Source organism: Pandoraea aquatica (assembly GCF_902459565.1).
Taxonomy (GTDB): domain Bacteria; phylum Pseudomonadota; class Gammaproteobacteria; order Burkholderiales; family Burkholderiaceae; genus Pandoraea; species Pandoraea aquatica.
In genome coordinates, this window is the sequence record NZ_CABPSN010000001.1 from 1,151,016 (window position 1) to 1,163,533 (window position 12,518).

Annotated in this window: 11 protein-coding genes; 3 read left to right on the top strand and 8 right to left on the bottom strand. The window is 63.0% G+C overall.

Annotated features, from left to right (window positions below; genetic code table 11):
• The first annotated feature begins 9 nt into the window (after positions 1-9).
• A complete protein-coding gene (locus PAQ31011_RS05045) occupies positions 10-1,386 on the top strand; it encodes an MFS transporter (RefSeq protein ID WP_150574726.1) in 1,377 nt (458 codons plus the stop codon).
• Positions 1,387-1,474: 88 nt separating this feature from the next.
• Here PAQ31011_RS05045 and PAQ31011_RS05050 read toward each other — a convergent pair whose 3' ends face one another.
• From PAQ31011_RS05050 to PAQ31011_RS05080, 7 genes are all read right to left on the bottom strand, one after another.
• Positions 1,475-2,713, bottom strand: a complete 1,239-nt coding sequence (locus tag PAQ31011_RS05050) for a phenylacetate--CoA ligase family protein (protein ID WP_150574727.1) — start codon at positions 2,711-2,713, stop codon at positions 1,475-1,477.
• A 68-nt stretch (positions 2,714-2,781) separates the two neighbouring features.
• Positions 2,782-3,594 (bottom strand): ABC transporter ATP-binding protein, encoded by an 813-nt coding sequence (locus tag PAQ31011_RS05055; RefSeq protein WP_039397512.1) that lies wholly within the window; start codon positions 3,592-3,594, stop codon positions 2,782-2,784.
• 61 nt (positions 3,595-3,655) lie between these two features.
• Positions 3,656-4,990: an ABC transporter substrate-binding protein gene (locus PAQ31011_RS05060; RefSeq protein WP_174989943.1), complete on the bottom strand. Its 1,335-nt coding sequence runs from the start codon at positions 4,988-4,990 to the stop codon at positions 3,656-3,658.
• Between the two features lie 80 nt (positions 4,991-5,070).
• On the bottom strand, positions 5,071-6,147 hold the full coding sequence (locus tag PAQ31011_RS05065) for a branched-chain amino acid ABC transporter permease (RefSeq protein WP_150574728.1): 1,077 nt from the start codon (positions 6,145-6,147) through the stop codon (positions 5,071-5,073).
• 86 nt (positions 6,148-6,233) lie between these two features.
• On the bottom strand, positions 6,234-7,148 hold the full coding sequence (locus PAQ31011_RS05070) for a branched-chain amino acid ABC transporter permease (RefSeq protein WP_039397508.1): 915 nt from the start codon (positions 7,146-7,148) through the stop codon (positions 6,234-6,236).
• Positions 7,149-7,228: 80 nt separating this feature from the next.
• Positions 7,229-8,035: an ABC transporter ATP-binding protein gene (locus PAQ31011_RS05075; protein WP_150574729.1), complete on the bottom strand. Its 807-nt coding sequence runs from the start codon at positions 8,033-8,035 to the stop codon at positions 7,229-7,231.
• A gap of 98 nt (positions 8,036-8,133) precedes the next feature.
• Complete coding sequence (locus tag PAQ31011_RS05080; RefSeq protein ID WP_150574730.1) at positions 8,134-10,116, bottom strand: AMP-dependent synthetase/ligase; 1,983 nt, start codon at positions 10,114-10,116, stop codon at positions 8,134-8,136.
• Positions 10,117-10,489: 373 nt separating this feature from the next.
• Between PAQ31011_RS05080 and panV the strand changes: the two genes are divergently transcribed.
• The gene (gene panV / locus PAQ31011_RS05085; RefSeq protein ID WP_150574731.1) at positions 10,490-11,161 is read left to right on the top strand and encodes a pandorabactin biosynthesis transcriptional regulator PanV; all 672 of its coding nucleotides are present in this window, start codon (positions 10,490-10,492) and stop codon (positions 11,159-11,161) included.
• Positions 11,162-11,250: 89 nt separating this feature from the next.
• Positions 11,251-11,877, top strand: coding sequence for a pandorabactin biosynthesis N-acetyltransferase PanU (gene panU, locus PAQ31011_RS05090; RefSeq protein WP_150574732.1), 627 nt, complete (start codon positions 11,251-11,253; stop codon positions 11,875-11,877).
• Positions 11,878-11,929: 52 nt separating this feature from the next.
• On the opposite strand, the gene PAQ31011_RS05095 is transcribed toward panU, so the two are convergent.
• The gene (locus PAQ31011_RS05095) at positions 11,930-12,250 is read right to left on the bottom strand and encodes a hypothetical protein (RefSeq protein WP_150574733.1); all 321 of its coding nucleotides are present in this window, start codon (positions 12,248-12,250) and stop codon (positions 11,930-11,932) included.
• Positions 12,251-12,518 lie beyond the last annotated feature (268 nt).

Here is a 12,518-nt window from a genome sequence, read left to right on the forward strand (position 1 = left end):
AGACATTTCATGGACAAGCACGACACCCGGCACACGTCAGTCGACGTGCGGGACTTCATCAACGCGGCCCCGGTGTCGCGCTTCCAGATACTGATCAGCACGATGTGTTTCCTGATCGTGGCGCTGGACGGGTTCGACATCGCCATCATCGGCTTCATCGCGCCGCATATCCGCAGCGAATGGCAGTTGTCGATGGTGTCGCTCGGCCCGCTCTTCAGCGCGGGCCTGCTGGGGCTGATGGTCGGCGCGTTTTGCAGTGGACCGATGGCCGACAGGATCGGACGCCGCCGGGTGCTGATCCTGTCCGTCGCGTGGTTCGGTGCGGCGAGCGTCGGCGCAGCACTCGCGCCGAACGTCGCATGGCTCATCGCGCTGCGGTTCCTGACCGGCCTCGGGCTGGGGGGCGCGATGCCCAACGCGATCACGCTCACGTCCGAGTTCAGTCCCGAACGTCGTCGTGGCACGCTGCTCACGCTGATGTTCTGCGGGTTCTCGCTCGGTTCGGCGCTGGGTGGCGTGGTGACGGCATATCTGGTGGCGGGCGTCGGCTGGCGCGGGCTGCTCGCGATTGGCGGACTGCTGCCGCTCGCGCTCGTGCCGGTGCTGTGGTTCACCTTGCCTGAATCGGTCCGCTTTCTCGCCATCCGTGGCGGCACGCAGGCGCAAATCGCCGCGACGCTCAAGCGTGTGGCACCCGGCCTTGTCGTGGCCGGTCAGACGTACACCGCTGCTGACGACCGCCTGCCGTCCTCGCCCGTCGTGCAACTGTTCCACCGCGATTACCGGCGCGGCACGCTGCTGCTCTGGCTGGCGTTCTTCATGAGCCTGTTGCTGCTGTACCTGCTCATCAACTGGCTGCCGATTCTCGCGGAACGCAGCGGGCTGACGCTCAAACAGGCGTCGATGTTTGCCGGGCTGCTACAAGGAGGCGGTGTGCTGGGCGCGATTGTGCTGGGCGTGCTGATCGATCGCTTCCATCCGTACAAAGTGGTCGCGGTGGCCTACTTGTTTGGGGCGGCCTCGCTGGCGTCGCTGGCGCTGACGGAGAGTCCGGTGTGGCTCGCAGCGGGCATCTTCATCACGGGATTCTGCGTAAGCGGCTCGCAAGTCTGCGCGAACGTGATCGCTTCAGCGTATTACCCGACGTCGAATCGGGCGACGGGTGTGGCGTGGGCGTTGGGCATCGGCCGCATCGGGGCCGTTGCCGGATCGTTCGGCGGGGCACTGCTGCTGGCCGCGGGCTGGAGCAACGCCGGACTGTTCACGATTCTGGCGATACCGGCCATGCTCGCGGCACTCGGCATTCTGCTCGCAGGGACGAAGCACCGCCGGGTGGCGCAAGCACCGGACGCGGTCAGCGCGCCGTCGCCGACGGCACTCTCGTAACGCGGCAAGCAGAAACGAGAAAGCGCGCGGATATCGTCGATATCACGCGCGCTTTCGGGACTTCCGGGAGTCAGCGGAATATGCGGCCTCAGTCGTAAGCCCGCGCATCCTCCACCAGCTTGCCATCGGTCGGCAGCGACCCAACGGCGACGAAATCCACCTCACCGCGCAATCGCGTCACGTCACGCAACGTCTCTTGCAGACGTGCCGCCAGTCCATCCGGCGGCGTGTCGTTCGTCTCGCACAGCAGACGCATCCGGTCGTCACCCACCCGCCCTTCCACCCGCAGACGCAACCGCACCAGCTCCGGATAGCGTTTGCCGATCTCGCCGATTTGCCCGGGATGTACGAACATGCCGCGCACCTTCACTGTCTGATCCGCACGCCCGAGCCAGCCTTTGAGACGCATGTTCGTGCGCCCGCAAGGACTGATGCCCGCCTCCACCGCCGACAGATCGCCGGTCGCGAAGCGAATCAGCGGGTAATCCGGGTTGAAGTTCGTCACCACGACTTCGCCGATCTCCCCCATCGGTACCGGCTTCGTGCCGCCCGGCTCGACCAGTTCTACCAGCACGTTTTCGTCGACGATCAGCCCCGCCTGCGCATCGCTCTCGAAGGCGATCAGCCCCAGATCGGCCGTGCCGTACAACTGACGCGCCGTAATCCCCCGGCCGTTGAACCACTCGCGCAACGACGGCGGCAACGCTTCGCCCGAGAGCGTCGCGCGACGGATGCAACTGAGGTCCGCCCCGGCCGCCTCGCCCTTCTCGATCAGAATCTTCAGGAACGACGGCGTGCCCGCATACGCGCCCGGCTTCAGGTGCCGGATGGCTTCCAGTTGTAGCTCCGTCTGCCCCACGCCAGCGGGGAACACGCAACACCCCAGCCGTGCCGCCCCCGTCTCGATCATCATGCCGGCGGGCGTGAAGTGATACGAATAGGTGTTGTAGACCAGATCGCCCGGACGCAGCCCCGCCGCATACATCGCCCGTGCGAAGCGCCACCAGTCACTGCCACGCCCGTCCGGCTCGTAGATCGGACCGGGTGACTGGTAGACGTGCGCGAGGCCGCTCACGGGCGTGGCGTTCAGACCGCCCAGCGGCGGATGACGCACCTGAAACGCCGCCAGATCCGATTTGCGCGTGACGGGCAACCCGGCGAGCGCGTCGCGCGAGTCGATCTCGCCCGCGTCGATATCGCTCAGTGCCTCGGAAAAGTAGGCGGCATGCGTGCGGGCATGCGAGACCTGCGCCGGGAGCGCCGCCAGCAACGCCTTCTCGCGAACCTCTGGCGCACGGATTTCCAGCGTGTCGAAGTAATCGTTCATATCAACGGATCAACGATGAGGATTGACGAAGATTCACGAGCGGGCGACCCGCTCGGGCAGGCAAGCGTTCAGGCAATCCAGCGCTTGCGCCGCCGGTAACTCTTGACGTTGCGAAAACTCCCCGCACTGCTCGCCCCGTCTTTGGCGATGCCCAGATAGAACTCCTTGACGTCCTCGTTATCGCGCAGCGACGTCGCATCGCCATCCATCACGACACGCCCGTTCTCGAGGATGTAGCCGTAGTCCGCATAACGCAGCGCGGCCATCGTGTTCTGCTCGGCGAGCAGGAAGCTGACGTTCTCGCGCTGATTCAGGTCGCGCACGATCGTGAAGATCTCTTCGACGATCTGCGGCGCGAGCCCCATCGACGGCTCGTCGAGCAGGATCATCGATGGCTGCGCCATCATCGCGCGCCCGATGGCGCACATCTGCTGCTCGCCACCGGAGGTGTAACCCGCCTGCGACTTGCGCCGCGTCTTCAGACGCGGGAAGTACGCGTAAATACGCTCCAGCGCGTGCTGCTGCGCACTGCGCGACGCGTGCCGTACATAGCCGCCCGTGAGCAGATTCTCTTCGATGGTCAGATGCCCGAAGCAGTGACGTCCCTCCATCACCTGAATCACGCCACGCTTGACCAACCCGTTGGGCGTCAGTTGCTCGACACGCTCACCGCGATAGTCGATGGTGCCCTTCGTCACCTCGCCTCGCTCCGCGTGCAGCAGGTTCGAGATGGCCTTGAGCGTCGTGCTCTTGCCCGCGCCGTTGGCCCCGAGCAGCGCCACGATCTTGCCCTCGGGCACGATCAGCGACACGCCTTTGAGCACCAGAATGACGTGGTCGTAAATGACTTCGATGTTGTTGACGCGCAAACTCGCTTCCATGCATCACTCCGAAATCGGTGCTGCCGGTGCCAATGACCGGCAGCAGATCCTCAACCCTTCATCAGCCCTTGAAGCAGGCAGGCGTAATGCCCTTTTCCTTGGCATATTGCTTGGCCGACGCTTCGAACAACGGGTGAATCAGACGGCGATTGCCTTCGATCCAGTCGGACACCATCACCCACTTGGTGCCATCCCATTGCTGGATGCGGACCTTGCCCGAGCCTTCGTGGTCCTCGCAGCTCGTCTTGATGTCCGGCAGCAGGCCCGTCGCGCCCAGCGCCTTCAGGCGCGCCGCGTCGATGTTCAGGTTCTCGAACGCCCAGCGCACCTGTACCGGCGTCGACACCTTGCCCTTGCCGAACTTGTTCTGCGCGGTGTTCAGCGCTTCGACCGTCGCCACCGCCGCCGAGACGCCACGGTTGTAAAGCACCGAGCCCACCTTCGACGGGTCCTGCATATTCCCCTTGCCCGCGCCGTAGACCACCTTTTCGATGTCGGCGATCAGCGGCACCTGCTTACCCGCCACGTTCCACGTCGCACTCATGTAGCCCTTGGCGGCCGGACCTGCGGGAATCGTGTCCTCTTCCGAACCGGCCCACCAGCTGCCGATGATCTTCTCGCGCGGATAGCCGACCTTCTGCGCTGCCTTGAGCGCCGTCTGGTTCATCACACCCCAGCCCCAGAACACGACGTAATCCGGGTTCTCCTGACGAATGCGCAGCCACTGCGCGCCCTGTTCGTTACCCGGGTGCGCGACCGGAATCTCGATCAGGTTGAACTTGTTGATCTTCGATTCGGCCTGCATCGCGACAATCGGCTCCTTGCCATACGCCGAGTCGTGATACAGGAAGACGATCTTCTTGCCGTTGAGAGAGCCGCCGTTCTTGTCGGCGAGGAACTTGATGATGGCGGACGCCTGCATCTGGTAGGTCGTCACCAGCGGGAAGGCCCACGGGAACACGGTGCCATCCACCGCGTCGGTGCGCCCGTACCCCATCATGACGAGCGGCACCTGATCGGTCGCGGTCTTGTCGATCAGCGCATAGGAGATGCCCGTCGCCATCGTGTGATACGCCGTGCCCTTCGTCACCGGGTTCTTGCCCTTGAGACGCTCGTAGCACTCCACGCCCTTGGCGTTGTTGTACTCGGTCTCGCACTCTTCCCACGTGAGCTTCACACCGTTCACGCCGCCGTTCTTCAGGTTCACGTATTGCAGATAGTCGATGAACCCGCCGTAGAACGATTGCCCGTTCGCGCCATAAGGGCCAACGCGATAGTCAGCCAGCGCGATGAACTGATCGTTCGACTGTGCGAACGACGTCCCCACCGCCCCCGTGCCGAGCGCCAGCGCCAACGCCAGCGAGCCCAACGATGTCGTCAACTGTTTCGTGTTCATGCTGTGTCTCCATCTGTGGTTTTGTGTGTGACCGAACGTTCACCGGCAACCGAAAACAACGGCCGCCGGCGTGGCAAACCTCAATGCGGGAAGGGCCAGATGCGCAGCTTCTCCTTGGCAATCTGCCAGAGCCGCGCCAGCCCATGCGGTTCGGCAATCAGGAAAAAGATGATGAGACCGCCGAACACCATCAACTGAATATGCGAGACGGTGGCGTTGGTGAACGGCAAATGCAGGAAGGTCGCAATCGTCGGCAGCGTACTGTCGAGAAAGATCGGCAGCAGCAGGATGAACGCCGCGCCCAGAAAGCTGCCGAGAATGCTGCCCACGCCACCGATGATGATCATGAACAGAATGCGAAACGACAGGTCGAGCGAGAAGCCGTCCGGCTCCACGGAGCCGAGGTAGCAATAGGCATACAGTGCGCCTGCCACGCCGCAGTAGAACGAACTCACAGCGAAGGCAAGCAGCTTGACCCGCATGAGCGGAATGCCGATGACCTCGGCGGCCACGTCCATGTCGCGCACGGCCATCCACGCGCGGCCGATATGCGAGCGCACCAGGTTCTTCGCGATGAGGGCCATCAGGGTCACAACGCCCAGCACGAACAGGTATTTGCGCACCGGCGTGTCGACATCCACGCCGAACACCGAAATCTTCTGCGCCGTGATCACCCCCGACGAACTGTTGTTCGAAAGCCAGGGGAATTTGGTGAGCACCCAGAGCACGAAGAACTGCGCGGCGAGCGTGGCCACCGCGAGATAGAAGCCCTTGATGCGCAGCGACGGCAGGCCGAACGCAATGCCCACCATTGCCGCACAGACACCGCCGAGCGCGAACGAGGCCAGGATCGGCATGCCTTCGATACGCAGCTGGAAGTTGTACGACGCATAAGCGCCCACGGCCATGAACGCCGCCGTGCCGAGCGACAGTTGTCCTGCGTAGCCCGTCAGCAGGTTCAGCCCCAACGCCGCGAGCGAGAACACGAGGAACGGCACGAGGATAGCCGTCAGCCAGTACTCGGAGGCGATCCACGGCAAGATGCCGAACGCCACGACGAGCAGGCTGCAAACGGCGATCCGGTCCTGCCGGATCGGGAAAATCTGGCTGTCGGCGACGTAGGATGTCTTGAACTGCCCAGCTTCGCGATAGAACATGTATGGCCTCTGCGATGAATGCTTGCGCGTGCTTTCCGACTCGAATGATTCGAACGATGCGAACGACCGAAGCGGTCAGCCCCCGGTCAAACCCGGTCGATGTGCCGTTCGCCGAACAGCCCTTCCGGGCGCACCAGCAGGAACAGCAGTGCGAAGACGTAAGGGAACCAGCCCTCGATGCCACCGAAATTCCCGCCGAACTGGCTTTGCAGCAGTTGCGGCACGTAGATCTCCGCGAGCTTTTCCGCCGCGCCGATGATCAGCCCGCCCACAATCGCGCCGGGAATCGACGTGAAGCCGCCGAGAATCAACACGGGCAGCGCCTTGAGCGCCGTCATCGTGAGCGCGAACTGCACGCCATTGCGCGAGCCCCACAGCATGCCCGCCACGAGCGCGACAAAGCCCGACACGCTCCACACGACCACCCAGATGCGCTGCAACGGAATGCCCAGCGAGAGCGCCGCCTGATGGTCGTCGGCGACCGCACGCAGCGCCCGGCCGATGCTCGTTGCCTTGAAGAACAGGGCCAGCAGCGCGACCAGCACCGCCGCGATCCCGGCAGCCGCGAGGTCGAAGCTGCTCACCAGCACACCCGTCGAATCCATGATCGAGGCGATAGGTTCGTCCACGATGCCCAGCGACAACGGACGCACTTCGTTGCCCCACAGGAGCGGCGCCAGACCTTCGAGGAAGAACGACAGACCGATGGTCGCCATGAAGAGCGTGATCGGCGACTGATTCACGAGCTTGCGCAACACGAAGCGCTCCGTCGCCATGCTCATCAGCACCATGACGACGAACGCGCCGATGGCCGCCGCCCACAGCGGCAAGCCGCGCTCCATGAGACCGACGACCGACAGGGCCGCGAAGTACACCATCGCGCCCTGCGCGAAATTGAACACGCCGGACGCCTTGAAGATCAGGACGAAGCCCAGCGCCACGAGCGAATACATCACGCCCGAGAGCAGCCCGCCGATCAGGATTTCGAAGAAGAACTGCATCGATGTCTCCAGTGTGCCAACGCTCAGTCAACTGCCATTCGATGTTCGGTGCTCGAGGCTTGCGATGGCCTCCCGAGCGATCACGCCGCTGCCGGCATGCCCTGTGCTGCGCCGAGATAGGCGCGGATCACCTCGGGGTCGGCGCGCACCTCGGCCGGGGTGCCGTCGCCGATCTTCTTGCCGTAGTCGAGCACCACGACGCGATCGGAGATGTCCATCACCACACCCATGTCGTGTTCGATCAGCACGATGGTCGTGCCGAACTCTTCGTTCACTTCGAGAATGAAGCGGCACATGTCGCGCTTCTCTTCGAGGTTCATGCCCGCCATCGGCTCGTCGAGCAACAGCAGCTCGGGCTCGGCGGCCAGCGCACGCGCCAGCTCGACACGCTTTTGCAGGCCGTACGGCAGCCGTCCGACCGGCGTCTTGCGGATGTGCTGGATTTCGAGAAAGTCGATGATCTCTTCGACCTTGGCGCGATTGGCCATCTCTTCCTGCCGCGCTTTCCCCCACCAGAGAGCGCTGGCCAGCAGTCCGGCGCGCATGCGGGTGTTGCGTCCCGTCATGATGTTGTCGAGCACGGACATGCCTTTGAACAGGGCGATGTTCTGGAACGTGCGCGCTACGCCCTGCCGTGCGGCGGACGTCGGATGCATGCGCTGACGCACTTCGCCGCGAAAGACGATCGTGCCCTGCTGCGGGTGATAGACGCCATTGATGACGTTGAGCATCGAACTCTTGCCCGCGCCGTTCGGGCCGATGATGGCGCGGACCTCGTGCGCCATCACGTTGAACGAGATATCCGTCAACGCCTTGACGCCGCCGAACGACAAGCTGATGTGCTGCAAATCGAGCAATACTTCGCCAGTCTTGCGGTGCTCACTCATACCTTCTCCTGCGGCAATGCCCGGCTGGGGGGCGTAGGACGTAACGACCTGTGGGCCGGGACTCGCGTTTGTCGGGTTCGTCGGGTTCGTCTGTATCGTCAGGCCGCGCAACGCAACTTCGCAGGCGCAGGGTCGTCGACGGGCGCACGCACGCCGACCACGCGCGCCGGGTGAATCGTGAGCGTGGCGCTGACACTGCCCTCGCGCCCATCTTCGAACTTCACGCGCGTTTCGATGAATTGCGTCGACTTGCCGGTGTAGAAAGCGTCGATCAGCACGTCGTATTTCTGAGCGATGAACGCGCGGCGCACCTTGCGCGTGCGGGTCAGCTCGTCGTCGTCCGGGTCCAGTTCCTTGTGCAGGATCACGAAGCGCTGAATCTGTGCCGCAGCAAACGCCGACTCCTTCGCGAGATCGGCGTTGACCTGCTCGATACACCCGAGGATCAGTTCGGCGACCAGCGGATTGCTGGCAAGATCGATGTAACCGGCGTAGGCGAGGTTTTTGCGTTCGGCCCAGTTGCCCACGGCGTCCATATCGATGTTGATGAAGGCACAAACGCCGTCGCGGCCGTCACCGAAGGCCACCGCCTCCTTGATATACGAAAAGAACTTGAGCTTGTTCTCGATGTACTTCGGCGCGAACAGCGACCCGCAGGCGAGCTTGCCGACATCCTTGGCGCGATCGATGATGCGCAGGTGACCGTCGGCATCGATGATGCCGGCGTCGCCGGTGCGGAAATAGCCGCCTTCGTCGAGCGCCTCGCGCGTGGCATCAGGCCGCTTGTAGTACTCCTTGAGCAAACCCACGCCGCGCACGAGCACTTCGCCGTTATCGGCAATCTTGATTTCCATGCCGGGTGCGACCGGGCCGACGCTGTCGAATCGCACCTGACGATCCGGCTGCAGGCAGACGTACGCGCAGGTTTCCGTCTGACCGTAGAACTGTTTGAGGTTGATGCCGATGGCGCGGTAGAAGCGAAACAGGTCCGGCCCGATGGCTTCGCCGGCGGTGTACGCCGTGCGGATACGGCTCATACCGAGCGTGTTGCGCAGCGGGCCGTACACACAGAGGTTTCCGAGCGCGTATTGCAGACGGTCCAGCCACGAGACCGGGCGACGGTCGAGCACGGCCGCGCCACAACGGTTCGCCACGTCCATGAAGTGCGCAAACATCTTGCGCTTCAGACGGTTCGCGTCTTCCATGCGGATCATGACCTGCGTGAGCACATTCTCGTACACGCGCGGCGGCGCGAAGTAATAGGTCGGACCGATCTCGCGCATGTCGGTGGAGATCGTGTCGGGCGATTCGGGGCAATTGACCGTGAAGCCGGCCACGAGCGCCTGCGCATAGGAAAACAGGTGATCGCCGACCCAGGCCATCGGCAGATAGGACAGCACTTCGTCTCCCGGGCCGAGCCGGTCGAACGTGCTGCCGTGATACGCCGCACCGATCAGGCCGGCGTGCGAGTGGCAGACGCCCTTCGGTTTGCCCGTGGTGCCGGACGTGTAGAGGATCGTGGCGGTGTCGTCCGGACCGACGGCCGCGACGGCGTCGTCGAAGTAGCGCGGATGCTGCGCGTTGAAGGTGCGCCCCTGCTCCACCGCCGACGCGTACGATTGCAGCCCGGCAGCATCGTAATTGCGCAAACCTCGCGGGTCTTCGTAGATGATGTGCGACAGGCGCGACTGGTGTGACAGGCGTTCGCGCAGCTCCAGCAGCTTATCGACCTGTTCCTGATCTTCGGCGATGACGAAATCGATCTCGGCGTCTTCGAGTACGTGGACCATTTCGGCCGCGACGGCATCCTGATACAGCGGCACGGCCACGCCCCCAAGGGCTTGCGCGGCCGTCATCGCCCAGTACAGGCGCACCCGGTTGTTGCCGACGATGGCGAGATTGTCGCCACGTTTGAACCCGGCAGCGGCGAGCGCGCAGGCGAGCATGCGCACTTCATGCGCGGCTTCCTGCCAGCTCCAGCTTTGCCAGATTCCCAGATCTTTTTCCCGATACGCCGTGCGGGCGCCCCGTGTCGCGGCATGGGCCAACAACAATCGCGGGAAGGTAGTCCGCTCCTGCATGCCAGTCTCCTGTGTCTCGCCACGTTTCGACATCCGTCGAGGGGGAGTGGCGTGGCTCGGTCGGCGTGCGTGTTCGTGACACGCTCCTTACTGCTTGCAGCGCCTCTGATCGGCGCTGTTCTTTTGTTTGGAATGCCATACAGCGTCAATGCAGCGTCAATGCAGCGTCAATACAGCATCAATGCAGCAACTGCGGTGAAACGACTACGGCGACTACCGATATGCCGGGTAACGGTCAGCTTCTATACTTGTGCTTCGGCGTCGTGTTCAGACCGCCAGGAATGCTTGTCTCGCCGTTGCCAGGCAAGGCGAAGATACCTCATGGCTCACGGCGGATTTGTCACCAGGATGACAATCAAGGGAAAGTCCCTATATGTCGCTCGAAACCTTGTTGCAGCGCAGCGCCTGGGCGCAAGGACTGACGCCCGATCAGCGCGCACGCGTGGTGGCGGAGATTCAGGTGCGTCCGGTCGAAAACGGGGGCTATGTGTGCCGCAAGGGCGACCCGACGCACGCGTGGTTCGGCGTGATCGAAGGGTTGGTCAAGATCACGACAGCGTCGGCCAGCGGCAAGTCGGTGACGTTCACGGGCGTACCGGCGGGCGCATGGTTCGGAGAGGGGTCGGTGCTCAAGCACGAGATCCGGAAATATGACGTCATGGCGCTGCGCGACTCGGTGCTCGCGCACATGCCTATTGCCACCTTCGACTGGCTGCTCGACACGAGCATTCCGTTCAATCGTTTTCTGACGCGGCAACTCAACGAACGGCTGGGGCAATTCATTGCGGCCGTCGAGCACGAGCGGCTGCTCGATACCGATGCCCGCGTCGCCCGTTCGTTGTCGTCGATGTTCAATCCGAACCTATATCCGTCCGACGACAACACCATGCAGATTTCACAAGAGGAACTGAGCTACCTTGCGGGTGTTTCGCGCCAGCGTGTGAACCTCGCGCTGAAAGTGCTGGAGCAGGCGGGATTGGTCAAAGTCGACTACGGCGTGCTGACCATTCTCGATCTGGAAGGGCTGCGCGAGTTCGGCATGTAAAACCCAATATTCGACGCCTTGCCGGGGCGCTGGAGTGGGCGCAGAATGGCCGTTTCGCAGGTCTTTTCGTTACCACCGCGCCCTTCCTCATGTCTATCCAAGCCACACCCGCCGACGCGCTGCGACCCACGCTGCTCGGCAACAGTGTCGAACTCCACCCGTTGGAGCGCCATCACGCACAGGCGCTGGTCGCCGCAGCCGCCGACGGCGAGCTGTGGAATCTGAAAGTCACCGTCGTGCCGAACGCCGATACCGTCGATGCCTACATCGACCGGGCATTGAAGGGACGCACTGATGGCACCGTCATCCCTTTCGTCATCGTTTCGACGGCCACAGGCAACGTGGTCGGCCATACCCGTTTCTGGAAGGTGGACCGTGCGAACCGGAAACTGGAAATCGGTCACACGTGGGTCAGCGCTTCGGCGCAGCGCTCCAGCATCAACACCGAAGCGAAGTCTCTGTTGCTCACTTATGCCTTCGAGACGATGCATTGCGTGCGCGTGCAATTCACGACGGATGAACTCAACGAAAAATCGCGCGCTGCGATCTTGCGTATCGGCGCCAAGCAGGAAGGCATCGTCCGTCATGAACGGATCATGCCCGACGGGCGCAAGCGCAACTCCGTCCGGTTCAGCATCATCGATGATGAATGGCCGGAAGTGAAGGCCGCGCTGGCCGAGCGTCTTGCGCGGGGTGCGCGGCAGGCGTCGGGCTGACACTGCGTGTCATTTGTCGGACCTGTCGGATATCTCGGACCGGTCCGAGCGCTCAGGCCACCGCGGTGACCGCAGCGGACGGTCCGGCGCAATACAGCACCAGACACGGGCACACCATGCGTCGCGCGATGTCGAGTGCTTCGGTTTTCGTTTCAAGAAACGCGGCTTCCCACGGATTGCGGACGTGGTCGCACACATACGCCTTCGCTTTCTTGTCGAATTGCGATCCGAAAAATTCGTTTCTGAAGTAAAACCAGACGACATACCCGCGTCGCGGCAACCGGTCGGGGAGCGGATGCACGGGATATTCGTTCGCGGGCACCCGCCGTCTGAGCGAAATCCAGCGTTGATAGTCCACACGTGTCGCGTTCATGTCGAGCCTCCTTTAACGAAGTCGCCCCGGGCGGGGCGATTCGACATGATGGGCAAGAACACGCGACAAGAGTTACAGAAACTTCCGCTTCGCCGCCATCGATGATGCGTCAATCGACAGTGCCGTGACCAGATTCGACAATCATCCGGGTTTTGGCACGCAGATATCGGAGTGATAGGTATCGTCTACTGGCCGACATCCACACGGATCTGTCCGTTCCGGGCCCCGGTTGTGGGTGGCGGTTCGCGGGCTCGGTGCACAGAATAGG

Bases quoted from the DNA above. Each gene is read 5' to 3' on its own strand.
- PAQ31011_RS05050 (WP_150574727.1), bottom strand. From the start codon at position 2,713: ATGAACGATTACTTCGACACGCTGGAAATCCGTGCGCCAGAGGTTCGC.
- PAQ31011_RS05070 (WP_039397508.1), bottom strand. From the start codon at position 7,148: ATGCAGTTCTTCTTCGAAATCCTGATCGGCGGGCTGCTCTCGGGCGTG.
- PAQ31011_RS05080 (WP_150574730.1), bottom strand. From the start codon at position 10,116: ATGCAGGAGCGGACTACCTTCCCGCGATTGTTGTTGGCCCATGCCGCG.
- PAQ31011_RS05055 (WP_039397512.1), bottom strand. From the start codon at position 3,594: ATGGAAGCGAGTTTGCGCGTCAACAACATCGAAGTCATTTACGACCAC.
- PAQ31011_RS05075 (WP_150574729.1), bottom strand. From the start codon at position 8,035: ATGAGTGAGCACCGCAAGACTGGCGAAGTATTGCTCGATTTGCAGCAC.
- PAQ31011_RS05065 (WP_150574728.1), bottom strand. From the start codon at position 6,147: ATGTTCTATCGCGAAGCTGGGCAGTTCAAGACATCCTACGTCGCCGAC.
- panU (WP_150574732.1), top strand. From the start codon at position 11,251: ATGTCTATCCAAGCCACACCCGCCGACGCGCTGCGACCCACGCTGCTC.
- PAQ31011_RS05045 (WP_150574726.1), top strand. From the start codon at position 10: ATGGACAAGCACGACACCCGGCACACGTCAGTCGACGTGCGGGACTTC.
- PAQ31011_RS05095 (WP_150574733.1), bottom strand. From the start codon at position 12,250: ATGAACGCGACACGTGTGGACTATCAACGCTGGATTTCGCTCAGACGG.
- PAQ31011_RS05060 (WP_174989943.1), bottom strand. From the start codon at position 4,990: ATGAACACGAAACAGTTGACGACATCGTTGGGCTCGCTGGCGTTGGCG.
- panV (WP_150574731.1), top strand. From the start codon at position 10,490: ATGTCGCTCGAAACCTTGTTGCAGCGCAGCGCCTGGGCGCAAGGACTG.